Origin of the sequence: Streptomyces sp. WAC 04229 (assembly GCF_003947455.1) — a bacterium.
GTDB lineage: Bacteria > Actinomycetota > Actinomycetes > Streptomycetales > Streptomycetaceae > Streptomyces.
The window spans coordinates 12574-34914 of the sequence record NZ_QHJH01000035.1 but is presented as its reverse complement, the minus strand read 5'-3'; the positions used below and the strand labels follow the sequence as shown (position 1 = coordinate 34914).

21 protein-coding genes are annotated in these 22341 nt (G+C 71.8%); 11 read left to right on the top strand and 10 right to left on the bottom strand.

Annotation, left to right across the window (positions count from 1 at the left end):
* Nucleotides 1–71: 71 nt before the first annotated feature.
* The 6 genes from DMH12_RS13060 to DMH12_RS13035 all read right to left on the bottom strand — a co-directional run bounded on the left by DMH12_RS13060 (nt 72) and on the right by DMH12_RS13035 (nt 6775).
* A complete protein-coding gene (locus DMH12_RS13060) occupies nt 72–1187 on the bottom strand; it encodes a hypothetical protein (RefSeq protein ID WP_125491734.1) in 1116 nt (371 codons plus the stop codon).
* Nucleotides 1188–1259: 72 nt separating this feature from the next.
* The gene (locus tag DMH12_RS13055) at nt 1260–2240 is read right to left on the bottom strand and encodes an SCO2521 family protein (protein ID WP_125491733.1); all 981 of its coding nucleotides are present in this window, start codon (nt 2238–2240) and stop codon (nt 1260–1262) included.
* 1 nt (nt 2241) lies between these two features.
* Nucleotides 2242–3204 carry an SCO2522 family protein gene (locus DMH12_RS13050; RefSeq protein ID WP_185832291.1) on the bottom strand — a complete coding sequence of 321 codons (963 nt, stop codon included), beginning with the start codon at nt 3202–3204 and terminating at the stop codon, nt 2242–2244.
* Entirely contained in the window at nt 3201–4118 is a 918-nt protein-coding gene (locus tag DMH12_RS13045; RefSeq protein ID WP_125491744.1) for an SCO2523 family variant P-loop protein, read from the bottom strand. Before DMH12_RS13045 ends, DMH12_RS13050 begins: the two co-directional genes overlap by 4 nt.
* A gap of 2 nt (nt 4119–4120) precedes the next feature.
* A complete protein-coding gene (locus tag DMH12_RS13040; RefSeq protein WP_125491732.1) occupies nt 4121–5965 on the bottom strand; it encodes an SCO2524 family protein in 1845 nt (614 codons plus the stop codon).
* Between the two features lie 54 nt (nt 5966–6019).
* Entirely contained in the window at nt 6020–6775 is a 756-nt protein-coding gene (locus DMH12_RS13035; RefSeq protein WP_260474204.1) for an SCO2525 family SAM-dependent methyltransferase, read from the bottom strand.
* 270 nt (nt 6776–7045) lie between these two features.
* Here DMH12_RS13035 and DMH12_RS13030 point away from each other — a divergent pair, with 270 nt between their 5' ends.
* On the top strand, nt 7046–7588 hold the full coding sequence (locus DMH12_RS13030; protein ID WP_125491730.1) for an N-acetyltransferase: 543 nt from the start codon (nt 7046–7048) through the stop codon (nt 7586–7588).
* 13 nt (nt 7589–7601) lie between these two features.
* Here DMH12_RS13030 and DMH12_RS13025 read toward each other — a convergent pair whose 3' ends face one another.
* Together DMH12_RS13025 and leuA are read right to left on the bottom strand one after the other, a co-directional pair.
* Nucleotides 7602–8297 (bottom strand): TerB family tellurite resistance protein, encoded by a 696-nt coding sequence (locus DMH12_RS13025; RefSeq protein ID WP_125491729.1) that lies wholly within the window; start codon nt 8295–8297, stop codon nt 7602–7604.
* Nucleotides 8298–8481: 184 nt separating this feature from the next.
* The gene (leuA, locus tag DMH12_RS13020; protein WP_125491728.1) at nt 8482–10203 is read right to left on the bottom strand and encodes a 2-isopropylmalate synthase; all 1722 of its coding nucleotides are present in this window, start codon (nt 10201–10203) and stop codon (nt 8482–8484) included.
* Between the two features lie 334 nt (nt 10204–10537).
* Between leuA and DMH12_RS13015 the strand changes: the two genes are divergently transcribed.
* From DMH12_RS13015 to era, 9 genes are all read left to right on the top strand, one after another.
* Nucleotides 10538–11608, top strand: a complete 1071-nt coding sequence (locus DMH12_RS13015; RefSeq protein WP_125491727.1) for a M4 family metallopeptidase — start codon at nt 10538–10540, stop codon at nt 11606–11608.
* Nucleotides 11609–11629: 21 nt separating this feature from the next.
* On the top strand, nt 11630–11896 hold the full coding sequence (locus tag DMH12_RS13010; RefSeq protein ID WP_125491726.1) for a protealysin inhibitor emfourin: 267 nt from the start codon (nt 11630–11632) through the stop codon (nt 11894–11896).
* Between the two features lie 64 nt (nt 11897–11960).
* On the top strand, nt 11961–13328 hold the full coding sequence (locus tag DMH12_RS13005) for a GH1 family beta-glucosidase (RefSeq protein WP_125491725.1): 1368 nt from the start codon (nt 11961–11963) through the stop codon (nt 13326–13328).
* Between the two features lie 106 nt (nt 13329–13434).
* Nucleotides 13435–14514, top strand: coding sequence for a PhoH family protein (locus DMH12_RS13000; protein WP_125491724.1), 1080 nt, complete (start codon nt 13435–13437; stop codon nt 14512–14514).
* 12 nt (nt 14515–14526) lie between these two features.
* Nucleotides 14527–15024 carry an rRNA maturation RNase YbeY gene (ybeY, locus tag DMH12_RS12995; protein ID WP_122620179.1) on the top strand — a complete coding sequence of 166 codons (498 nt, stop codon included), beginning with the start codon at nt 14527–14529 and terminating at the stop codon, nt 15022–15024.
* Nucleotides 15021–16325 carry a hemolysin family protein gene (locus DMH12_RS12990; protein WP_125491723.1) on the top strand — a complete coding sequence of 435 codons (1305 nt, stop codon included), beginning with the start codon at nt 15021–15023 and terminating at the stop codon, nt 16323–16325. The genes ybeY and DMH12_RS12990 overlap by 4 nt, the downstream gene beginning before the upstream one ends.
* Nucleotides 16322–16681: an MmcQ/YjbR family DNA-binding protein gene (locus DMH12_RS12985; protein WP_125491722.1), complete on the top strand. Its 360-nt coding sequence runs from the start codon at nt 16322–16324 to the stop codon at nt 16679–16681. Before DMH12_RS12990 ends, DMH12_RS12985 begins: the two co-directional genes overlap by 4 nt.
* A 34-nt stretch (nt 16682–16715) precedes the next feature.
* On the top strand, nt 16716–17069 hold the full coding sequence (locus DMH12_RS12980; RefSeq protein WP_125491721.1) for a cytidine deaminase: 354 nt from the start codon (nt 16716–16718) through the stop codon (nt 17067–17069).
* 61 nt (nt 17070–17130) lie between these two features.
* Nucleotides 17131–18084 (top strand): GTPase Era, encoded by a 954-nt coding sequence (gene era, locus DMH12_RS12975; RefSeq protein ID WP_185832290.1) that lies wholly within the window; start codon nt 17131–17133, stop codon nt 18082–18084.
* A 19-nt stretch (nt 18085–18103) separates the two neighbouring features.
* Here era and DMH12_RS12970 read toward each other — a convergent pair whose 3' ends face one another.
* Nucleotides 18104–19237, bottom strand: coding sequence for a carbohydrate kinase family protein (locus tag DMH12_RS12970; RefSeq protein WP_185832294.1), 1134 nt, complete (start codon nt 19235–19237; stop codon nt 18104–18106).
* A gap of 146 nt (nt 19238–19383) precedes the next feature.
* Nucleotides 19384–20679 carry a glucarate dehydratase family protein gene (locus DMH12_RS12965; protein WP_125491718.1) on the bottom strand — a complete coding sequence of 432 codons (1296 nt, stop codon included), beginning with the start codon at nt 20677–20679 and terminating at the stop codon, nt 19384–19386.
* Between the two features lie 317 nt (nt 20680–20996).
* Between DMH12_RS12965 and DMH12_RS12960 the strand changes: the two genes are divergently transcribed.
* Entirely contained in the window at nt 20997–22340 is a 1344-nt protein-coding gene (locus tag DMH12_RS12960; RefSeq protein ID WP_125491717.1) for an MFS transporter, read from the top strand.
* Nucleotide 22341 lies beyond the last annotated feature (1 nt).

Genomic DNA, 22341 nt, shown 5'->3' with positions numbered 1-22341 from the left:
GCGAGTTGGCCGGTACTGCCCCGGGTGACGTGCCGGGCGCCGTTACTCCCCCGGGAGTACCGAGGGGGCGGTCAGGCCTGGTCGACCATCCAGTTGCCGTCCTCCTCGTCGTCGACGCGCACCTCCAGTTCGCGCAGACCCATGCCCGCGTCCCAGAGTTCCCGGAAGCGCTTGAGCCGGTCCCGTACGTAGTCCTGGCGCGCGGTGAGGCGGGTCCGCACGTTGACGTCGCGCAGGTCCTGCTCGATCTCGAACGACACCTCCTCGTCGTAGAGGATGAAGTCGTTGGTGGTGCCGCGCTGGAGGTGCGGGGGCAGTTCGGGCAGGACTGCCACGCGGACGTCGATGCGGCGCAGTTCCTGCTCCTCGCACAGCCGCAGCAGGCGGTCGTCGAGTTCGCGGGCGCTCTCCAGCAGGAACAGGCGGCGCACCGCGACGCCCTGTTCGTCGATGGCCGCCTGCTGGGCGTCGAGGTAGCGTCCGGCGGGCTCGCTGTTCCAGAACTGCCGGTCCACGGAGGTGCTGGTGGCGAGGATGGACTGCTCGGCGGCCCGGGTGAGGGTGAGCATCCAGTCGTGGTTCTCGCCGGGGCACTCGGCGCTCAGGTTGGTGAGGTCCGCCATGTGGCCGACCACCCGCTCCATCTCCAGATGGACGAAGGTGTGCAGGATCGAGGGGCTGGGCAGCAGGACGTCGGCGAAGCCCTTGGCCAGGTCGGGCACGCTGTCGATGCGGACCCGGTCCAACGGCGTTGCGGAGTCGCCGGTCCGGTGGTCCCCGTGGGTGACGTGCGTCTCGACGAGCTGCTTGACGTCCTCGGTGTACCGGGTCAGACCGGACTTCAGCTCGTCGTCGTACTGGTTGAGCCCGTCCCGTACGGCGGCGGTGTTCTCGGCGAGGGCGCTCTCCACCCGGCGGGTGTGCTCCTCCAGCCGCTCGTGGGCCGGGCGTGGTGCCAGGCCGAGCACGTACTGGACGAGTAAGGCCGCGCCGGCGCAGAGGACGGCGGCCGTGAACTGCCGCAGGGTGCCGTCGTCGGGGCTGAGCAGTGCCGTGACGCTCCAGAAGAGGGCGCCGACCACGAGGGCGACCAGCAGCATGCGCGCCCATGGGGACTCGCCCCTCGGGTCGGCCGGGCCCGGGGTGCGGGCCGTGTCGTCGGGTCGGGGTGACTGTGCCGTGCTCATCTCGCTTCTCCCCCCGTTGGGATGCGCGTCGGATCGGGGTGCGGGGATGTGCGTGGGAGGCGCTGGGTCCGGTCAGGGAGCCGGCTCCACCTCCCGGTGGGGTGCGGGGATGGCGTGCAGGGTGAGCTGGTCGCGGATGCGCTGCACCAGCGCCTGCCACTGCCGGGTGAAGCCGGGCCGTTCCTCCAGCGGGTCCCACAGCGGGGCCAGGTCCCGGGTCACCCGGGCCCGTGGCATCCACAGGTGCAGCAGGTGGTCCACGGCAGGACGCAGCGCCCGGACGACGGCGCCGGCGTCCTGCGTGGGTGTGGCGCCGAGCCGGATGCCGTCGAGCATGCGGACGACGGTGGTGAGGAGCCAGTCGTGCAGGGCGAGGTCGTCGCAGAGCGCGGCGAGGTCGGCGCCGTCGGTGTCCTCGGGCACCCGCAGGCGTACGGTGCGCAGTTCGTCCTCGGCGAGGGTGAACCGTTCGAGGGAGGGCGCGTCCCCGGGGTCCGCGGGCAGGGCCACCCAGCGCAGCCGGGTGGGCCGGGAGCGGAAGGGCGGTCGCTGGTCGAGCAGGGGGTGGCGCAGCAGCCGGGTGAGCAGCCCGTCGGCGATCAGGCCGACGTCGAGGTCGCCGTGGCGGCCGCCGCCGAGCACGCCCTGCGCGACCGCCTCGTGCGGGAGCCTGCCGAGCGGTTCGACCACTCCGGGCCGCACCAGGTACTCGCCCCAGGGCCGCCGCTGGTCGGGACCTGCGGCGGGGAGCCGGCAGTGCGCGGAGGTCTGCAGGACCCGCCCCTCGGTGAGCGCGGCGTGCGCGGTGACGGTGCCCACCGCGCGCACCCGGGCGCCGTTGGCGCTGGGCAGCGGGCAGTCGACGCCGGTCAGGGTGTCGGGGGAACGCGCGTAGAGGCCCGGGCGCTCGGAGAGGAGTACCCGTTCGTCGGCGCGCAGGCCGAGGAGCTGGGCGGCGGAGCGGATGTCGAGGGCCTGCCGGGCGGGCAGCAGGCAGGTGCGGATCTCGCCGCAGGCGAGAACGGCGGGCGGGGTGCTCTGCCGCGGCGCCATCTCAGGGCGCCGCGTAGAAGACGTAGGAGACGCGGTCGGCGACCGAGTCGGGGACGGCCGTGCGCTCGTTCCCGGAACGCTCGGCGACCTGCGCCAGCGCCCCCGGGTCGACCTCGATCTGGTCGAGGATCACGCGCACCGCGTGTTCGACCGGGAGGAAGCGGTTGGGTACGACGGAACAGGTCCGGTAGGCGGAGAAGGGGTCGGCGCGCGGGTTGAGCCGGAGCAGGGAGGGCAGTTCGTCCCAGTCCTCGGGGAAACCGTTGCCGGTGTGCGGCTGCGGGACGAGGACGGCCTCGCCTGCGTCGCGCAGCAGTCCGAGGCGGGCGAGCTGCCAGACGGCGGCGAGGAAGGGGCAGGACCAGGTGCGGCGCCCGTCGGCGTCGTCGCTCCACAGTTCGGCGTCGAGGAAGACGGAGTGGCGGCGGGCGGCGGTCTCCCGGGGCGGCTGCCAGGGGGCCCGCTTCATCGCCATGGCGGCCTGTTTGGCGGGGGCCCGTTCGCCGTTGGCGAGCCAGCCCGTCCGCGCGGTGGGCGGGCGCATGCCGTAGCTGCCGGGGACGGGCGACTCCACGATGCGGCCGGCCACCGCCTCCGCGACGGGTGTCTTGCCGGTGACGGCGCAGCCGGACTCGCGGGCCAGGTAGTCGACGGCGAGCCCGGCCCGTTCCGCCTCCGCGAGGAGCATGGGGACGACCTCGGCCGGGGTGGAGAACCGGCTGAAGTAGTCGTCGATCAGGAAGCAGGTGCTGATCCGGGCCCGCTTGCCGCCGGCCCGCGCACCGGCCGCGGCCCGCGCCGCCTCCACCCAGGGCAGCACCTCGGCGAAGTGCCGGCGCAGCCGCTCGGGCCCGGCCTCGAAGTCCTCCATGTAGAGGTGCCCCAGCTCCAGCGAGAGATGAGCCAGCGGCACCGACTGCGTACGCGCCTCGGCAGCGGTCTCCCGGAACACGGCGTCACTCACGGCCGCCCCCAATGCACGTCGTCCGTCAGTCGGCGGGCGATCTCCTCCAGGGCCTCCAGTGTCTCCTTGTTCGCTATCTGGGTGGAGAGGACGTCCTCCTCGGTGATCAGCTGTTCGCGCCACTGGAGTATGGGCTCCAGCGGTACGACGCCGAGGACGACGCTGTCGCCGATGCGGTGCTCGGCGGCGAGCCGGCGCAGTGCCTCGTCGCAGGCCTGCATCCAGGCCGCCTGGGCGGGCGAACCCTGGGACCACAGCGGCGACTCGGGGTCGGGTACGGCGGCCCGCACGAAGCGGATGGCGGCGCGCAGGGCGTCCTCGTCGTGGCCGCGTTCGACACCGCCGCCGATGATGCCGTGGTCGGCGTGGACCAGTCCGGAGGCGGCGATCACGTGCTGGCGGGTCCAGCGGTGGAAGACCAGCCAGCGGAAGGGGACGTTGCGCATGCGCGGGTGGGCGGTGGCCGCGAGGACCATGTCGACGGCGTAGCTGCGGCCGGCGCTGAGGTCGACGACGGTGACGTCGAACTCGCCGTTGAGTTTCAGCAGCAGGTCGATGCAGCGCTCCAGGGCCTCCTCTCCGGTGGCGAACTCGCCGCCGCCCGCGTCGCCGGGGAAGAGCACCAGGCGGCCGGACTGGTTGGGGCGGGCGCGCAGCAGGGGGTGCTCGGTCTGCCGCCAGACGTCGATGCGGACTGGTTCCGCCGTCTCGCCCTCCAGGTAGGAGTGGAGGCCGTGCTCCTCGGTGCCGCGCATGGCGCTGGGCACGTCGAAGACGGCGGCGGCGGTGGGCGAGCCGAAGTCGAAGTCGACGTAGGCCACGTGGTCGCCGGTGAGGGCGCGCTGGTAGGCCAGGTTGGCGCTGGTGACCGAGCGACCCGTGCCTCCCTTGTCGGAGGCGGCGAAGACGAGCACGCTCACACCTCCTGGGCGGCGGCGCCCCGGGCCTGGGCCAGGGTGTCGAGTTCCTGGAGCACGGGCAGGGCCAGGGCGAAGGCGGTGGCGGGCCGGTCGTCGACCAGGCTGCGGGCGTGGTCGAGGCGGCTCTCGATGCTCCGCATGGCGCGGGCCCTGCTGCCGTCGGCGGCGACGGACGCCTCCAGCTGCTCCCTGCCGAACAGGTGGGTGGCTTCGCTGAGCAGTTCGCGGGCGAGTTCGGCGAGTTCGGGGCTGCGGATGGGCTGCTGCTCGTACAGGATGCGGGCGGCGACGAGGCACTCGGTGACGCGCTCGGTGATGCTCCAGGACATCCGCAGCCCCGCCTCGTGGGCCTCGGGGTAGACGGCCTGGACGTTGTCCCAGAGGCCGGCGCCGTCCTCGTCGTCGATGCGGCGGTTCCACAGGTGCTCGAAGGCCTGCTCGGCCAGGCGCAGCAGCCGGTCCTGCGCGCCGATGTTCCGGGAGAGTTCGGCGAGCTGGATGATCCGCTTGAGGAGCTGCGCCGAGAAGTCGGTCATCCGCCACAGCAGTTGTCCGCCGGAGCGCTCGGACCCGGCGAGCGGCATGGTGACGCCGGGCGTGTGCAGCAGGATGGTGGGGTCGTTCCTGGTCATGCGGCTGGTGACTCTGCCGCGGTCGGCGAGGCGTTCCATGATGGCGACGGTGCGGGTGAGGTCGTCGTCGGTCGCCTTCCGGCGGACCAGGTCGTGGACGACGATGGCGGCGACGGTCAGGGAGAAGTACTCGGACTCCAGGCGCAGTCCGGTGGTCTGCCAGGGCAGGTCCTCCAGGGGCCAGCGGTCGGCGCCGAAACGCGCGATGGCGGACCAGTACTGCTGGCTCAGTTCCCAGCGCAGGCGCAGCATCTCGGCGAGCTTCTGCTGGTCCTCGTCGAGCAGACCGAGGGTGAGGGTGCGGTCGGAGAACAGGTCCTGGATGCCGTCGAGGGCGGTGACGGTGAAGTACACGTAGGGCAGCCGGTCGGCGATGCCGTCGGGCTGGCCGGGTACGGCGAGGCTCAGGTCGGTGATCTTCGGCGCGTCCTTGACGATGCCCCAGGCCCAGCCGCACTCGAAGAGCTGGCTCTCGTCGCGGATGCCCTCGTCGACCTGGATGCCTCTGGAGATGCTCTCGATGATGGTGGCGCGCAGCGGGCGTAACCGGCGGGAGAACTGCTGGAGGACGACGCGGTCGGACTGCCCGCCCTGTCCGATGACCTCGATCAGCCGGCTGCCCTGTTCGGACTCGGCGTCGAAGACGTTGACGGTGAAGGAGCGCAGCAGGCTGACCATCGCGGCGGTCAGCCGGGTGTTGGTGGCCTCCCTCAGCTCGCCGACGGCCTTGCGTACCTCGGGGCGGGTCGTGGTGCCCTCGTAGATCTTGAGGAAGCCGAGGGTGGCGAGGCAGAGCGTGACGGACATGGAGTAGGAGTCGACCACGCCGAGCTGGTACTGCTGGTGGGTGATCTCGCCACCGGTTTCGGCGGGGCGGAAGTAGTGGCCGCCGGAGAAGGTGGGGCTGTCGTCCGTGCCGGTGTGGGTGCGCATGAACTGGGTCAGCGCGGTGATCAGGTTGGGCGGGATCTCCAGCCGGGTGCCGAGGCGGTCGAGGGCGCGCAGGACGTCACGTTCGGTGGTGTCGGGCTGGTCGAGGCGGAAGGCGGGGACCTCGGTGGCCGGATACAGGATGCAGAGCAGGCGTTCGGCGTCGGCGACGCTGCTCAGCCCGTCGGTGTCCCCCCGGACGAGCTTCCCGTCGTCGAACGAGTGACGGGCCATGGCGTGCCAGATTTCCAGCAGGTGCTGCCGTGGCTTGATCTGCATCCCCGCACCCCTCGTACAGATCTCGTTGCCCTGTGTTCAGCATGGTCCCCGTTCCTACGGGGTGGCAATCTCCGGATTGCGCCGTCCCAGGGCGAGGAGCATTCCCTCGTGTCCCGGCCGCACCATGTGGTGCAGATCGTGGATCTCCAGCTCCTTGGTGAAGGGCTCGAGGCTCTCCCTGACCCGGTCCTCGTTCACCCGGTAGGCCGGGTAGTCGTGGGTGCCGACCCGGTAGCCGACGGACTCCTTCATGAAGGCGGCGGCGAACGGGGCTCCGTCGCCGAGCGCGTTCATGAAGCAGCGCACGCCCCGCTGGAACTCCTCGGGGCACTCGGACATCGAGTCGGCGACGAAGAACATGGTCCCGAGGCCCCAGCGGCGGTGTCCGTGCTCCAGGTCGAACAGGTTGGCGCGCTCCACCCGGACGATCTCGCCGGCCAGCTCCCTGGGCTCGACGGCGCGGTAGGCGGGCGCCTCCTCCAGCACGTTCCAGAACGCGTCCCATGCGGTGTCGTACCCGCCCGGGGAGACCTGCTTCTCCAGGTACTCGACGTTCGGGTGCGCGTACTCCAGCAGGAGCACCTTGTCGCACCAGGGCAGCATGGAGAGCGCGGGGTAGAGGTTGGCGCCGGCTCCGACGTCGATGCCGCGCACCGGGTGCGGGGTGTCGGCGAAGCAGCGGGTGAAGTGGTCGCGCATCAGCCGGACGATGAGGAGGTCGACCTCCAGCGGCGTCCGGTAGTTGTCGTCGACGTACGCCTCGGGATCGAACTTCGACCACGGTGCGTCGGCGTTGCGATCCATAGTCATCCTGCCGCGTTCCATTCGATTTCGGACAAACCCCAGTGTTGTGCACGGTAGGGCACCGGGGCACAGCAAGACAGCAGGGAACTCGCCACTCCGCATCCGCCGGGCGCACGTCGGGCGCATCGTCGCACACCCGAACTCGCCCTTGCACGGCCGAAGTTGGAAGCTCACTCTAGCCAGAAGGAGTCACCGGCCGCCACACGAAGCGTCATTCCTTCGAGTAGGGCTCCGGTGGCGAGGAGTTGACGTCCGCACGTGCTGACTGGGGGCTGCATGACCGCCGAACCGCTGGAACGTTCCCTCGACCGCCACGACCTGCTCCCGGGGGCCGCCGACGGCCCGGACGGCCCGCCTCTGGACCTGCGCACCGCCCGGGAGTCCGATCTGCCCGAACTGCGGCGGCTCGACGAGGAGGTGTTCCAGGAGTTCGCCTATCCCGGCTTCCTGCTGCGCCAGCTCTTCGACATGTACGAGGAACACTTCCTGGTGCTCGACGACGGCGCGGGCCGGCTGCGCGGCTACGTGCTGGCCGCCACCCGGGCGCTCGGCACGGACAGCTGGATACTCGGCCTGGGCGTGACCCCGGACCGGCGCCGGCACGGTCTGGGCACGGAGTTGATGACGGAGGTGCTGACCCGGTTGCGCCGGGACGGCATCGACGTCGTGCGGCTGACCGTGGAGCCCGCCAACCTGGCGGCCATCTTCCTCTACCGCTCCCTGGGCTTCCGCCCGGAGGAACCCGACGGGGGTCTGCGCCAGGACTACTTCGGGCCGGGCATGCACCGCCAGATCATGCGGCTGGACCTGCCCTGCTAGGGCCTGCGCGCGGTCAGGAGGGCGTGCCCGCCGATTCCATGAGGCGGGTGACGTCGTCGGAGCAGAGGGTCAGGGCCGCCCCGACCGTCGCCAGGGTGTCGCGTTCGGCGGGGGTGTAGGGGCCGTCGGCGAGGGCGATGCGGGCGCCCTGGAGCAGGATCGACTCGCGTCCGACGGTGGCGAGGTGCGGGGCCAGCGGGTCCAGCGCCTCGTGCAGTTCTATGGCGAGGCCCGGCACGCAGGGTTCGCCGTGGACCCGGCCGGTGTCCGCCTCCAGCGCCTCGACGAGCGCGTTCAACTGCTCCTCGGTGCAGTCCTCGAAGCCGGCCGCGCGCACCGCGACGGCCGCCGTCTCCAGCGCGGTGCGGGAGCAGGCACCGCCGGCGGCGAGGACCGCGAGGGCCACGGTGTGGACGGCGTCGCGGAGCATCGCCGAGAAGCGGGTGGTGGTGGGGTGGTCGAGGACCTCGGTGCCGTAGTGGCGGCGGCAGGCCGCGCACTCGACGGTCGGCGCGGACTCGCCGCGGGGCAGCAGGGGCACGCCGAGCAGGGTGAAGCGGCGCCGTCCGGCGAGCCGCTGGTAGTTGCGGTCGCCACCGCAGCCGGGGCAGAAGAACTCACCGTCGCCGACCGGCGTCCACGCGGTGCGGGTGCCCAGGATGCGTGGCAGCCGGGCAGCTCGGCCGTTTCGTCCCCGTCCAGGCAGCACGTCGCACCTCCGTAACGGCGCGACAGCATCGTCGCGCTGGCGTGATGTTAGCCACATCACCGACGTGGAGTCAGTACCCAGGACGAGACCTTTCCGTGACCTGCACAGATATATGGCCGGTATATGACGGGGCCCCGCCCGCCGTTCTGCGGCGAGCGGGGCTCCAAACCACCGATTCGGCTGGTCAGCGAGTTGCGCGGTTGACGGCGGAGACGACGGCCTTCAGCGAGGCGCGCGTGGTGTTCGCGTCGATTCCGATGCCCCACAGCACCTTGTCGCCGATGGCGCACTCGATGTAGGAGGCGGCCTGCGCGGAGGCACCCTCGCTCATCGTGTGCTCCTGGTAGTCCAGCAGCCGTACGTCGATGCCGACGCCCTGCAGCGCGTGGAAGAACGCCGAGATCGGGCCGTTGCCGGTGCCGACCAGGGTGGTCTCCACGCCGTCGACCGCGGCCTCGACGGTGAGGGTGTCCACGCCGTCGCGGTCGGTCGTGGTCTGGCCGTTGGCCACCTGGATGCGGCCCCAGGGGTTGTCCGGGTTGGGCAGGTACTCGTCCTGGAAGACGTCCCAGATCGCCGTGGGCGTGATCTCGCCGCCCTCGGCGTCCGTCTTGGCCTGGATGATCTTCGAGAACTCGATCTGCATCCGGCGGGGCAGGTCCAGGCTGTGGTCGTTCTTCAGCACGTAGGCGATGCCGCCCTTGCCGGACTGCGAGTTGACGCGGATGACCGCCTCGTAGGAGCGGCCGACGTCCTTCGGGTCGATGGGCAGGTACGGGACGGCCCACTCGATGTCGTCCACGGTGACGCCCTTCGCGGCCGCGTCGGCCTCCATGGCGTCGAAGCCCTTCTTGATGGCGTCCTGGTGGGAGCCGGAGAAGGACGTGTAGACCAGGTCGCCCGCGTAGGGGTGGCGCGGGTGGACCTCCATCTGGTTGCAGTACTCCCACGTGCGACGGATCTCGTCGATGTCGGAGAAGTCGATCTGCGGGTCGACGCCCTGGGAGAACAGGTTCATGCCCAGGGTGACCAGGTCGACGTTGCCGGTGCGCTCGCCCTGTCCGAACAGGCACCCCTCGATGCGGTCGGCGCCGGCCATCAGCGCCAGCTCGGCCGCCGCCACCGCCGTACCGCGGTCGTTGTGCGGGTGGACGGACAGGCAGACGTACTCGCGGCGGGACAGGTTGCGGCCCATCCACTCGAAGCGGTCCGCGTGCGTGGACGGCGTGGAACGCTCCACGGTGGCGGGCAGGTTGAGGATGATCTCGCGGCCGGGACCGGGCTGGTAGGTGTCCATCACCGCCTCGCAGACCTCCAGGGCGAAGTCCAGCTCGGTGTCGGTGAAGATCTCGGGGCTGTACTGGTAGCCGAACTCCGTCTCCGGGCCCAGCAGTTTCTCGGCGTACTCCATGACCAGCCGGGTGCCGTCGACGGCGATCTGCTTGATGTCGTCCCGGGAGCCGCGGAAGACGACCCGGCGGAAGACGGGGGCGGTCGCGTTGTACAGGTGGACGGTGGCCCGCCTGGCGCCCTTCAGGGACTCCACCGTGCGCTCGATCAGGTCCTCGCGGGCCTGGGTCAGTACGGAGATCGTGACGTCGTCCGGGATGGCGTCCGGGTCCTCGATGATGGAGCGTACGAAATCGAAGTCGGTCTGGCCGGAGGCCGGGAAGCCGACCTCGATCTCCTTGTAGCCCATCTTGACCAGCAGATCGAACATCGCGCGCTTGCGGGCGGGCGACATGGGGTCGATCAGGGCCTGGTTGCCGTCGCGCAGGTCGGTGGAGAGCCAGCGGGGGGCGGTGGTGACGCGCCGGTCCGGCCAGGTGCGGTCGGCGATGTCGACCTGCTCGTACCCGCGGTACTTGGCTGTCGGCATGGGGCTGGGCTGCTGGCGGTTGGCCATGATGGCGTGGGCTCCTCGTGAGTTCCGCGGTGTCCGCGTGGTCCGGAAGGACGGCCGACGGCACCACCAAGCTCCGCGGGGAGGGAGTCGGCCTCTTACAGGCCCTCGCCGCGGCAGCTAAGGAGAAGCAGCCCGAAACGCATGATGCCCAGCACCATAGCCGAGTCACGCCGGTCACGCGGGTCCGTATCAGTATGCGGGACCATGGAGGGAACCGGGACAAAAAGTGCCGTATACCACTTGTCGGCAGCCGCGGGGCGGCCTTGGTACCGTTTTTCACCAATCGTGGTTGCGGGTGGTGACACCACCGTCACGCAGTGCGAAGGTGCCGGACATGACGACCCACGGGGGCTTCGAGCCCGTCTTCTGCACCATCGTGCCGCCCCACGTCCTCGACCGGCTGGCCCAGCACGCCGACCCGGTGCTCTCCGGACCGGCCCGCCGCACCCTCCAGCGCGACGCCTTCGAGCGCACCCACCGCCGGCTGACCACGGTCATCGGCGCCCCCACGATCGCCCCGCGCGCCGGTGCCGAGGCCGGGACGCCGCACCGCACGATCTTCGACGCCCGGCACGGCACCGACCTGCCCGGCAAGAAGGTGCGTACCGAGGGTGAGGAGCCCGGCCGGGACGTCACCGTGAACCGCGCCTACGCGGGTCTGGGCGCCACCTTCGAGCACTTCCTCAAGGCGTACCGGCGCGACTCCGTCGACGGCGCCGGACTGCCGCTGGACGCGACCGTGCACTACGACCGCGAGTACAACAACGCCTTCTGGAACGGCGAGCAGATGGTCTTCGGCGACGGGGACGGGGAGATCTTCCTCGACTTCACCATCGCCCTGGACGTGATCGGCCACGAGCTGACCCACGGCGTCACCCAGCACACCGCCAACCTGACCTACTACGGCCAGCCGGGCGCCCTGAACGAGTCGGTCTCGGACGTCTTCGGGGCCCTGATCAAGCAGTACTCGCTCGGCCAGACCGCCGCCGAGGCCGACTGGCTGATCGGCGCCGGACTGCTCGCCCCGCGCGTGACGGGCGTGGCGCTGCGCTCCATGAAGGCGCCGGGCACGGCGTACGACGACGACGTGCTCGGCAAGGACCCGCAGCCCGCGACGATGGACGACTTCGTCCGCACCGGCCGTGACAACGGCGGCGTGCACATCAACTCCGGCATCCCCAACCACGCCTTCCACCTGCTCGCCACCGCGCTCGGCGGGCACGCCTGGGAGCGGGCCGGGCAGATCTGGTACGACGTGCTGACCGGCGGCGAGCTGGCGCAGGACGCGCTGTTCGCGGACTTCGCGACGCTCACCCTGAAGGCCGCCCGGGAGCGCTACGGCGACGGCGAGGAACTCGAAGCGGTGCGCAAGGCCTGGGAGCAGGTCGGGGTGCGCACGCTGTAGTTCCGTACTAGACACGGTTGCATGCGGATTTTGGTGAGGCGCACAGGAGGCTTCGCGGGCATCGAACGCCACGCGGAGGTCGATACGGCGGAGCGCCCCGACGCGGCCGAGTGGCACGCACTGGCCGAGCGGGCGTGCGCCGACGGCCGGGCCACGCCCCCGGTCGGGGTCCCGGACGGGTTCAGCTACCAGATCACCGTGGACGGGAAGACGGTGTACGCCGCCGACCCCCGGCTGACGGACGAGCAGCGCAGGCTGATCTCCCGGGTGCTGAAGGAGGGCGCGTAACGCGGAACGCCGTTGGCGTGCAAGGGCGTTGACTTCCCGCGCGGGGGGTGCGGATGATCCGCGCATGGCGACTGATCCGAGCACGGGCACGGCCCCGGACCCGCTCCCCCGGTTCCCGGACGGCTTCCTGTGGGGCGTGTCCACCTCGGCACACCAGATCGAGGGCGCCGCCGGCCTGCGCGAGCGCTCCGTGTGGGACGACTTCACGGACCTGCCGGGCCGGGTGAAGGACGGCTCGACGGCGGCGGTGGCCTGCGACCACTACCACCGCCACCGCGAGGACGTGGCGCTGCTGGCGGACCTCGGCGTGGACGCGTACCGCTTCTCGGTCTCCTGGCCCCGGGTGAACGCGCCGGGCGGCCTCGACTTCTACGACCGCCTGGTGGACGACCTGTGCGCGGCGGGCGTCCGGCCGGTGCCGACCCTCTTCCACTGGGACCTGCCGGCCCATCTGGACTGGCTGGAGCGGGACACGGCCGCCCGGTTCGCCGCGTACGTGTCGGTCGTCGCCGAGCGGCTGGGCGACCGGGTCGGCAAGTGGATCACCCTCAACGAGCCCGCCGAGCACACCCTGCTCGGCCACGCCCTCGGCACCCACGCCCCCGGCCGCGCACTGCTCTTCGACGCCCTGCCGGCCGCCCACCACCAGCTCCTCGCGCACGGTCTGGCGGTACGGGCGCTGCGCGCGGCGGGCGCCACGGACATCGGCATCGCCAATTCGCACGGACCCACCTGGCCCGCCTCGGACGACCCGGCCGACCGGGAGGCGGCGGACCTGTACGACGTCCTGCTGAACCGGATGTTCAGCGACCCGCTGCTGACCGGGCGGTACCCGGAGGGCATCGGCGAGCTGATGCCCAGGGACGTGACGGCCGACCTGGAGGTCGTCGCGGAGCCGCTGGACTTCTACGGCGTGAACTACTATGCGCCGGCCCTGGTGGGCGCCCCGCTGGGCACCGAGACGGGGTCCGGCGGGGTGACCCTCCCGGCCGGACTGCCCTTCTCGCTGCGCGCCGTCGAGGACCGGCCGCTGACGGACTTCGGCTGGCCGGTCGTCCCCGAGGGGCTGACCGAGCTGCTCACCGGCCTGCGCGACCGCTACGGCGACCGGCTCCCCCCCGTCGTCATCACCGAGAACGGCTGCTCCTACGAGGGCCTGGACGACCGGGACCGCATCGCCTACCTCGACGGGCACGTCCGCGCCCTGCACCGGGCCGTCGAGGCGGGGGTGGACGTGCGCGGCTACTTCGTGTGGTCGCTGCTGGACAACTTCGAGTGGGCCGAGGGGTACGCCCGCCGGTTCGGACTGGTCCACGTGGACTTCACGACGCTGGAGCGCACGCCCAAGGCGTCGTACGGGTGGTTCCGGGACCTGGTCCGCGAGGCGCGGGCCGGCGGGCGGCCGGGCGCCGCCGGACCGCCGCGCATATAAAAACCTCGGCGCTGTCGGCGGGGAGTCGTACGCTGGAGGCAGCAGACCACACCCGTCACGCGGCACGCGCCGCAGAGGAGGACGAGCAGGCCTAGAGCGCCGGCCCATGACTCAGACACCCTCAGCCCACACCCCCGCGCAGGGGCAGGCGAGAGCACAGATCAGCGTCCCCGCCCAGCACCCCATGGTGACCGTCCTGGGCTCCGGAGACTCCCTCCTGCGCGTGATCGAGAAGGCCTTCCCGGCGGCCGACATCCATGTCCGGGGCAATGAGATCAGCGCCGTCGGCGACACCCACGAGGTCGCCCTCATTCAGCGCGTTTTCGACGAGATGATGCTGGTGCTCCGCACGGGGCAGCCGATGACGGAGGACGCAGTGGAACGCTCGATCGCCATGCTCAAGGCGAGCGAGAACGGGGAGAGCGACGGCCAGGAGACCCCGGCCGAGGTGCTCACGCAGAACATCCTGTCCTCGCGCGGCCGCACGATCCGCCCCAAGACGCTGAACCAGAAGCGGTACGTCGACGCGATCGACAAGCACACCGTCGTCTTCGGCATCGGCCCGGCGGGCACCGGCAAGACCTACCTGGCGATGGCGAAGGCCGTGCAGGCCCTCCAGTCCAAGCAGGTCAACCGGATCATCCTGACCCGACCGGCGGTCGAGGCCGGCGAGCGGCTCGGCTTCCTGCCGGGCACGCTCTACGAGAAGATCGACCCGTATCTGCGCCCGCTGTACGACGCGCTGCACGACATGCTCGACCCCGACTCGATCCCCCGCCTGATGGCAGCCGGGACGATCGAGGTCGCGCCGCTGGCGTACATGCGCGGCCGCACGCTGAACGACGCGTTCATCATCCTGGACGAGGCCCAGAACACCAGCCCCGAGCAGATGAAGATGTTCCTCACCCGCCTCGGCTTCGAGTCGAAGATCGTGATCACGGGTGACGTGACGCAGGTCGACCTGCCCGGCGGCACCAAGTCCGGTCTGCGGCAGGTCCAGGAGATCCTGGACGGCGTCGAGGACGTCCACTTCTCCCGGCTCACGTCGCACGACGTGGTCCGGCACAAGCTGGTGGGCCGTATCGTCGACGCCTACGAGTTGTACGACAGCCGCAACGGCACCGAGAACGGCACCCACAAGGGCGGCCACGCTCCGCGAAACGGTGCCAAGGCCAAGGGGAAGTAGACCAGCACGACCATGTCGATCGACGTCAACAACGAGTCCGGAACCGAGGTCGACGAGCAGGCGATCCTCGACATCGCCCGCTACGCGCTCGCGCGGATGCGCATCCACCCGCTCTCCGAGCTCTCGGTGATCGTCGTGGACGACGGCGCCATGGAGCAGCTGCACATCCAGTGGATGGACCTGCCCGGTCCGACGGATGTGATGTCCTTCCCGATGGACGAGCTGCGCCCGCCCGCCAAGGACGAGGACGAGCCGCCGCAGGGGCTCCTCGGCGACATCGTGCTCTGCCCGGAGGTCGCCGCCAAGCAGGGCGCCGAGGCGCCGACGCAGCACTCCATGGACGAGGAGCTCCAGCTCCTGACCGTCCACGGGGTGCTGCACCTGCTCGGCTACGACCACGAGGAGCCGGACGAGAAGGCCGAGATGTTCGGTCTCCAGGCGGCCATCGTGGACGGCTGGCGTGCGGAGCGGGGCTTGACCGGCCCGTCTCCGGCCCCGACCGTCTCATGAGCCTCCCCCTGGTCGCGGGCGCCGTGGCCCTGATCGTGGTCGCCTGGCTCGCCGCCTGCGCGGAGGCGGGCCTGGCCCGGGTCTCCAGCTTCCGGGCCGAGGAGGCGGTACGGTCCGGCCGGCGCGGGGGCGAGAAGCTCGCCAAGGTCGCCGCCGACCCGACGCGCTATCTCAACGTGGCGCTGCTGGTCCGCGTCGCCTGCGAGATGGCGGCCGCCGCGCTGGTCGCGTACGCCTGCCTGGAGGAGTTCGCCAACACCACCGAGGCCCTGCTGATCGCCATCGCGGTCATGGTGCTCGTCTCGTACGTCGCCGTCGGGGTCTCCCCGCGCACCATCGGCCGCCAGCACCCGCTGAACACGGCGACGGTCGCGGCGTACGTGCTGGTGCCGCTGGCTCGCGTCATGGGCCCGATCCCGTCGCTGCTCATCCTCATCGGCAACGCGCTCACCCCCGGCAAGGGCTTCCGCCGCGGTCCCTTCGCCTCCGAGGCGGAGCTGCGCGCGCTGGTCGACTACGCCGAGAAGGAGTCCCTGATCGAGGCCGAGGAGCGCCGCATGGTGCACTCGGTGTTCGAGCTGGGCGACACCCTCGTCCGCGAGGTCATGGTCCCGCGCACCGACCTCGTGGTCATCGAGCGCTACAAGACCATCCGGCAGGCCCTCACCCTCGCCCTGCGCTCGGGCTTCTCCCGGATCCCGGTCACCGGGGACAGCGAGGACGACATCGTCGGCATCGTGTACCTGAAGGACCTGGTCCGCCGGACGCACATCAGCCGGGAGGCGGAGAGCGACCTGGTCTCCACCGCGATGCGCCCCGCGACCTTCGTGCCCGACACCAAGAACGCCGGTGACCTGCTGCGCGAGATGCAGAAGGAACGCAGCCACGTCGCCGTCGTCATCGACGAGTACGGCGGCACGGCCGGCATCGTGACCATCGAGGACATCCTGGAGGAGATCGTCGGCGAGATCACCGACGAGTACGACCGGGAGCTGCCGCCGGTCGAGGAGCTGGGCGGGGACCGCTTCCGGGTCACCGCGCGCCTCGACATCGGCGACCTGGGCGAGCTGTACGGCCTGGAGGCGTTCGACGACGAGGACGTGGAGACGGTGGGCGGTCTGCTGGCGAAGGCGCTGGGCAGGGTGCCGATCGCCGGCGCCTCCTCGATCGTGGAGCTGCCCGACGGGCGGGAACTGCGGCTGACCGCGGAGGCCGCGGCGGGCCGCCGGAACAAGATCGTGACGGTGCTGGCGGAGCCGGTGGGCGCCACGGAGGCCCCGAAGGAGGCGGCGGAGGAGTGAGTCCCGAGGAGCTGCGCGACTTCTGCCTGTCCTTCAACGCCTCGGTGGAGGACTTCCCCTTCAACCCGGAGACCTCGGTCTTCAAGGTGCTGGGCAAGATGTTCGCGCTGTCCTCGCTGGACGGGCGCCCGCTCACGGTCAACCTCAAGTGCGACCCGGACGACGCGGTGCGGCTGCGCGGCGAGTACCCGGGGCTGGTCGTCCCGGGCTGGCACATGAACAAGCGGCACTGGAACACGGTGACCGCCGGCGGCGGACTCCCGGACCGTGTGGTCCGGGAGCTGGTCGAGGACTCGTACGACCTGGTCGTCGCCGGTCTGCCGCGCGCCGAGCGCCTCCGCCTCGACCGTCCCTGAGCCCGCTCCTGATCACTGAACGTATGCTCGGTCCATGACCGAGACTCCCGCCCTCGATCCCGAGGACCGCAAGATCGTCACCCTGGCCCGTTCCGCGCGGGCCCGCAACGGTGTGCCCGAGGGGGCGGCCGTGCGCGACGAGACCGGACGCACCTACGTCGCCGGGACCGTGGCCCTGGACTCGCTGAAGCTGAGCGCGCTGCGTACCGCGGTGGCGATGGCGGTGGCGTCCGGCGCGAAGTCCCTGGAGGCGGCGGCCGTGGTGACCGAGGCGGAGGCGGCGTCGGCGGAGGACCGGGCGGCGGTGCGGGACCTGGGCGGCCCCGGGACGCCGGTGCTGGTCGCCTCGCCGGACGGGACGGTCCGCTCCACGGTGAGCGCGGGCTGAGGGCGGCCCCGCCGTCGACCTTGGTACGGCGGGGCTCCGGGGATCAGGGACAATGGGCGCCATGAGCGTTCGTACCCAGTCATCCGAAGAACCGGCCGAGACTGTTCACCGGGCCGGCTTCGCCTGCTTCGTGGGCCGCCCCAACGCGGGCAAGTCCACCCTCACGAACGCTCTGGTCGGGCAGAAGGTGGCGATCACCTCGAACCGTCCGCAGACCACGCGGCACACCGTGCGGGGCATCGTGCACCGCGAGGAGGCCCAGCTGATCCTGGTGGACACCCCTGGGCTGCACAAGCCGCGCACGCTGCTGGGCGAGCGGCTGAACGACGTGGTGCGCACGACGTGGGCCGAGGTGGACGTCATCGGTTTCTGTCTGCCGGCCAACGAGAAGCTGGGCCCCGGTGACCGCTTCATCGCCAAGGAGCTGGCGGGGATCCGGAAGACGCCGAAGGTCGCGATCGTCACGAAGACCGACCTGGTCGACGGCAAGACCCTGGCCGAGCAGCTGATCGCGATCGACCGGCTCGGCGAGGAACTGGGCATCACCTGGGCGGAGATCGTCCCGGTGTCGGCCACCGCGAACAAGCAGGTCGACCTGCTCGCGGACCTGCTGACCCCGCTGCTGCCCGAGGGCCCCGCCCTCTACCCCGAGGGCGACCTGACCGACGAGCCCGAGCAGGTCATGGTCGCCGAGCTGATCCGGGAGGCCGCGCTGGAGGGCGTACGGGACGAGCTGCCGCACTCCATCGCGGTGGTCGTCGAGGAGATGCTCCCGCGCGAGGACCGCCCCGCCGACAAGCCGCTCCTGGACATCCACGCCAACGTGTTCATCGAACGCCCCAGCCAGAAGGGCATCATCATCGGCCCCAAGGGCAAGCGCCTGAAGGACGTCGGCATCAAGTCCCGCAAGCAGATCGAGGCCCTCCTCGGCACACCTGTCTTCCTCGACCTGCACGTGAAGGTCGCCAAGGACTGGCAGCGCGACCCCAAGCAGCTGCGACGGCTGGGGTTCTGAGCCGGCCGGCTCCGGGCGGTCAGGACGGCGGGCGGAAGCCGATCGTCGGAACGGCCCGGCGCAGGGGCCAGGCGGCGGGTGGGTCGTCGGGGAGCAGGGCGGCGAGGAACGCGTAGCGGCGCAGAGCCGCGGGGTCCTGGCCCCGGACCGACTGGACCTTGCGCCACCAGGTGGCGATCTCGCCCCAGCCGGGCGCCGACAGGGAGCCGCCGAACTCCTGGACCGAGAGGGCGGCGGTCAGACCGGCGAAGGCGAGCCGGTCGGCCAGCGGCCAGCCGGCCAGGGTGCCGGTGACGAACCCGGCCACGAAGACGTCCCCCGCGCCGGTCGGGTCCAGGGCCTCCACCTCGATCGCCGGGACCTCGGCGCTCTCCCCCGTCCGCCGGTCCACCGCGTACGCGCCCTCCGCGCCGAGGGTGACCACGGCGAGCGGCACGTGCTCGGTCAGGGCGTGCGCCGCGGCGCGCGGGCAGGTGGCTCCGGTGTAGCGCATGGCCTCCTCCGCGTTGGGCAGGAAGGCCTCGCAGTGGGCGAGGTCGGAGAGCCCGGCCAGGTCCCAGGCGCCGGTGTCGTCCCAGCCGACGTCGGCGAAGACGCGGGTGCCGCGGGCGGCGGCCTGGGCGATCCAGGGGGCGCTCACGCCGGGCGTGAGGGAGGCGACGGCGGCACGCGCACGGGGCGGGCAGTCGGGGGACGGCTCCTCCGGCGGCGGCTCGTGGCCGTGGGAGACCATCGTGCGCTCCCCCTCGTACGCCATCGAGACCGTCACCGGCGAGTGCCAGCCCGGAACGGTGCGCGAGGAGCCGAGGTCGATGCCCTCGCCCTGGGCCAGGGCGTCCCAGCAGTAGTCGCCGTAGTGGTCGTCGCCGAAGGCCGCGGCGAGCGAGGTGCGCAGGCCGAGGCGGGCCAGCGCGGTCGCCATGTTGGCGATGCCGCCGGGGCTCGACCCCATCCCGCGGGCCCAGGACTCGGTCCCGCGCACCGGGGCGGAGTCGAGCCCGGTGAAGACGACGTCGAGGAAGACGGTGCCGGTCAGATACACGTCCCAGGGCGGGTCCTGCGGGCCGCGCAGCGCGGCGAGAGGATCGACCCTGGACCGGCGGTGCGATTCCTCGTCCTGGGCGTGGCGATGGGTTCTCGCGTCGGCCGGCATGGCGGGCATGGCAGGCACGTCGGACGCGGTGGACACGGTGGACGCTGTCACGGTGCGCTCCCTGGCATGGTGCGGATCTGGCCAGTGTGCACCACGGCACCGGCATTCCCCCGTGCCCGGCCGCCGGTGGCGTCAGACGGCGGCGGTCACCAGCGGGGCACGGACGGGGTGACCCAGTCCGGGTCCGCGACCCGCATCGCGGCGGCGTCGTCGCGGTCGCGCAGGGTGCCGTCGTCGTCGAGCCAGCGCCGGTGCAGGAACGCGAGGCGGTCGCGGTCGAGTTCGACACCGAGACCGGGGGCGTCGGAGACGGTGACGCGGCCGCCGTCGAAGACGAGGCGTTCGGTGAGCACGTCCTCGGACTGCCAGGGGTAGTGGGAGTCGCAGGCGTGGTGCAGGCCGGGCACGGTGGCCGCGACGTGGGTCATGGCGGCGAGGCTGATCCCGAGGTGGGTGTTGGAGTGCATGGACACGCCGACGCCGAAGGTGCGGCAGACGGCGGCGAGCTGCTGGGTGTTGCGCAGTCCGCCCCAGTAGTGGTGGTCGGAGAGCACGACCTGGACGGCGCCCTTGGTGAACGCCTCCGGGATCTCGGCGAACGTCGTCACGCACATGTTGGTGGCGAGCGGCACCCCGGTCTTCGCGGCGACCTCGGCCATGGCCGGCGTGCCGAGCGCGGGGTCCTCCAAGTACTCCAGGACGTCACCGAGTTCCTCGGCGACCCTGAGCGAGGTCTCCACGGACCAGGCGCCGTTGGGGTCCAGGCGCAGTGGGTGTCCGGGGAAGGCGTCGGCGAGCGCCCTGATCGCGGCGATCTCCTCGTCGGGCGGGAAGACACCGCCCTTGAGCTTGAAGGAGGTGAAGCCGTACCGCTCGGTGAAGGCGCGGGCCTGTGCGACCACGCCGGCCGGGTCGACGGCGGCGCCCCAGTCGTCCCGTTCGGCGGCGACGCCCTCGGGGTGGGCGGCCCATTTGTAGAAGAGGTAGGCGCTGTACTCGACACAGTCGCGGACCTTGCCGCCCAGCAGCGCGTGCACGGGCAGGCCGAGCGCCTTGCCGAGGGCGTCCAGGCAGGCGACCTCGAAGCCGGAGACGACGGACAGGCGCAGCTTGTCGGCGGTCTGGACGCCGCGCAGCCCGCCGACGTCGACCTGGGCGGAGACCCGGGAGCCGTCGACGGCTACCTCGTCGGCCGCGTCGAACAGGCCGTTCAGATCGCTGACCTGACGGCCGACCAGCTTCTCGGCGAAGGGCCGGGCCAGTTCCAGGTACTTGGTGTCGCCGTAGGTCTCGCCGATGCCGGTGACCCCGTCGGCGGTCTCGACCTCGATGATCAGGCGGGGCGTGTACGGCTGGTGCACGCCCTGTGTGTTGAGCAGCGGAGGGTCCGCCACGAGGATCGGCGTGAGGTGGACGGCCGTGATGGTGAGGTCGGCGGTCACGGGGCGACTCCTCGTCTCTGTATGTAAACGGCATCCACGTATGGAGATCGAGACTAAGGAGCGCGACCCAGGGGCGTCAATGGCGCGACCGGGCGGCAGGGCGGCGGACGGCACCGGCCCGACGCCTGGTCAGCCGGGGTGGCGTTCGCTGCTACCCAGCACCGAAACCCCCAAACGCACATGTGATCCAGGTCATACCCCCTCGGTTGTTTGCGGCGTTCCCGCTCTTGATACAAATTGCCCGCGCGCTCCCGTCGATCGACGGCCGTCGCCCCCCTCCTCTTCCCGAGTCCCTTTCGCATGCCCTGGGAACGCCCGTGCTCGCCCTCCGTACCACCCCCTGGCCCCTCGTCGCCGTTTTCACGGCCGGGTACCTTCCTCCGTATCTGCTGCCCACCACCGTCGGCAGACTCGACACCGGTCTTCCGCTGAGCGCCACGCAGGCAGGCGCCGTCGGCAGCGCGCTGCTGCTGAGTTCGGCGAGCGCGGGCTTCCTGCTCGCCTCCCGCGTGGAGCGGGCCGGCGCCCGCACCCTGGCCCGGTTCGGACTGGCCCTGGCCTTCCTGGGCTACGGCGCCGCCTCGCTCACCACCGCCGTCCCCGCCGTCGTCGCCGGCGCGGTCCTCGGCGGGTTCGGATCCGGTACGGCCACGACGGTCGCCGCCACGCGGATCGCCGCCGAAAGGGACCCCCACCGCGCCTCCACGGCGGGCCTGCTGAGCGTGTCCGCGCTGGCCGGCGCCGTGTATCTGACGGTGCCCCACCTCGGCCGGTCGCACGGCCTGCCACTGGCCGCGATCGCGCTGACCGCGCTCGCGGTGTGGCCGCTGACCGGCCGACTCCCGGCCGCGACCGGCGCGTCGCCGGCCGCGCGGACCGCCTCGGGACCGCTCCCCCACCGCCGTTCGGGCCTCGTCCTGGCCGTCACCGTGCTGTGCTGGTCCCTCGCCCAGAACTCCCTGTGGGGCGTCAGCGGCAGGATCGGGCTGACCCAGGCGGGCCTCGGCGACGCCGCCCTCGGACTGGTCTTCGCCGTCGCACTGGGCGCGGGACTGATGGGCGTGCTGGTGGCCGGCGCGCTCGGGCCGCGGCTCGGCCGGGCCATGCCGGTCGGGGCGGGCACCGCGCTCATCGCGGGCTGCATCGTGGTGAGCGCGTCCGCGACCACGCCCACGGCGTTCGCGACCGGGGAGATCGCCTGGAACACGCTGTACCCGGTGGTGCTGTCGTACCTGATCGGTCTCGCCGCCTCGCTCGACGCGCGGGGGCGCTGGGCGGTGCTCGTCGGCTCGGCGTCGTCGCTGGGCACGGCGGCCGGGCCGCTGGCGGGCAGCGTGCTGTCCGCGCAGGCCGGCTACGCGGGCATGGGTCTCGTCCTGGCCGGGGGTCTGCTGCTGGTCGCCGTGCCGATGACGGCCGTGGCCCTGCACACCGGCGGGCGTCCGCTGCTGCCCGGCACGATCCGCCGCCGCGGCGGCACCCCGGCCGCGCTGGTCGCCGCCGCCACCGGCACGCCGAGCGGTGCGGTGCCCGAGGTCGGTGCCGCGGAGCATCCGGTCGTGGAGATCGACGTCGACGCCCCGGCCCTGGCCGTCCGCGGCGCCTACGACACGGCCGGGCCCCGGCAGGCCGCGGCCGCACCGGGGCCCGGCCCGGGCTGAG

Bases quoted from the DNA above. Each gene is read 5' to 3' on its own strand.
- DMH12_RS13060 (WP_125491734.1), bottom strand. From the start codon at position 1,187: ATGAGCACGGCACAGTCACCCCGACCCGACGACACGGCCCGCACCCCG.
- DMH12_RS13055 (WP_125491733.1), bottom strand. From the start codon at position 2,240: ATGGCGCCGCGGCAGAGCACCCCGCCCGCCGTTCTCGCCTGCGGCGAG.
- DMH12_RS13040 (WP_125491732.1), bottom strand. From the start codon at position 5,965: ATGCAGATCAAGCCACGGCAGCACCTGCTGGAAATCTGGCACGCCATG.
- DMH12_RS13035 (WP_260474204.1), bottom strand. From the start codon at position 6,775: ATGACTATGGATCGCAACGCCGACGCACCGTGGTCGAAGTTCGATCCC.
- DMH12_RS13030 (WP_125491730.1), top strand. From the start codon at position 7,046: ATGACCGCCGAACCGCTGGAACGTTCCCTCGACCGCCACGACCTGCTC.
- leuA (WP_125491728.1), bottom strand. From the start codon at position 10,203: ATGGCCAACCGCCAGCAGCCCAGCCCCATGCCGACAGCCAAGTACCGC.
- DMH12_RS13015 (WP_125491727.1), top strand. From the start codon at position 10,538: ATGACGACCCACGGGGGCTTCGAGCCCGTCTTCTGCACCATCGTGCCG.
- DMH12_RS13010 (WP_125491726.1), top strand. From the start codon at position 11,630: ATGCGGATTTTGGTGAGGCGCACAGGAGGCTTCGCGGGCATCGAACGC.
- DMH12_RS13005 (WP_125491725.1), top strand. From the start codon at position 11,961: ATGGCGACTGATCCGAGCACGGGCACGGCCCCGGACCCGCTCCCCCGG.
- DMH12_RS13000 (WP_125491724.1), top strand. From the start codon at position 13,435: ATGACTCAGACACCCTCAGCCCACACCCCCGCGCAGGGGCAGGCGAGA.
- ybeY (WP_122620179.1), top strand. From the start codon at position 14,527: ATGTCGATCGACGTCAACAACGAGTCCGGAACCGAGGTCGACGAGCAG.
- DMH12_RS12990 (WP_125491723.1), top strand. From the start codon at position 15,021: ATGAGCCTCCCCCTGGTCGCGGGCGCCGTGGCCCTGATCGTGGTCGCC.
- DMH12_RS12980 (WP_125491721.1), top strand. From the start codon at position 16,716: ATGACCGAGACTCCCGCCCTCGATCCCGAGGACCGCAAGATCGTCACC.
- era (WP_185832290.1), top strand. From the start codon at position 17,131: ATGAGCGTTCGTACCCAGTCATCCGAAGAACCGGCCGAGACTGTTCAC.
- DMH12_RS12970 (WP_185832294.1), bottom strand. From the start codon at position 19,237: ATGCCGGCCGACGCGAGAACCCATCGCCACGCCCAGGACGAGGAATCG.